This window comes from Porphyromonas uenonis 60-3, from assembly GCF_000174775.1.
Lineage (GTDB): Bacteria > Bacteroidota > Bacteroidia > Bacteroidales > Porphyromonadaceae > Porphyromonas > Porphyromonas uenonis_A.
In genome coordinates this window covers 1-580 of sequence record NZ_ACLR01000018.1, presented here as the reverse complement: position 1 = coordinate 580, position 580 = coordinate 1, and the positions used below count along the sequence as shown (strand labels likewise).

Below are 580 nucleotides of genomic sequence, written 5' to 3'. Positions count from 1 at the left end.
GACACATAAAGCGAGCCGTCTAGTACTCAGAGACTAGACAGCTCGCTTCTCTTATTGCGTCTTAGAGCAGTGCTCCCAAGAACTAACTTCTAATCTCTATCTTCTAATCTCTATCTTCTAATTTCTATTATACCCTAAGGGACATGTATACGTATCGGAGAGTTTTTAGTATCTTTGTGGGACTTGAAATTAAGATCGCAACCAGTAAATATGAAGAGAACTTGTAAGTTTACACTTGATGCTACGCTGCCCAAGTACCCCACCTTTGAGGAGGGCATCCGTCGAGCACCTGATAGGGGCTATAGCTTGACCCCTGCACAAACACGTGTGGCACTACAGAATGCGCTACGCTATGTACCTAAAGAACTCCACGCTGAGCTCGCACCCGAGTTCCTCAAGGAGCTCAAGGAGCGTGGTAAGATCTACGCCTACCGTTATCGTCCCGAGGGCGATCTCAAGGCTGGTCCCATCGATAGCTACAAGGGTAAGTGTATCGAGGGTAAGGCCTTCCAGGTGATGATCCACAACAACCTATCGCATGCTGTAGCGCTCTATCCTTATGAGCTTGTAACCTACGGTG

1 pseudogene is annotated in these 580 nt (G+C 47.6%); it reads left to right on the top strand.

Features of this window, described 5'->3' with window-relative positions:
• Positions 1-210: 210 nt before the first annotated feature.
• Positions 211-580: pseudogene (locus tag PORUE0001_RS00675) on the top strand (urocanate hydratase); the annotation flags it as partial.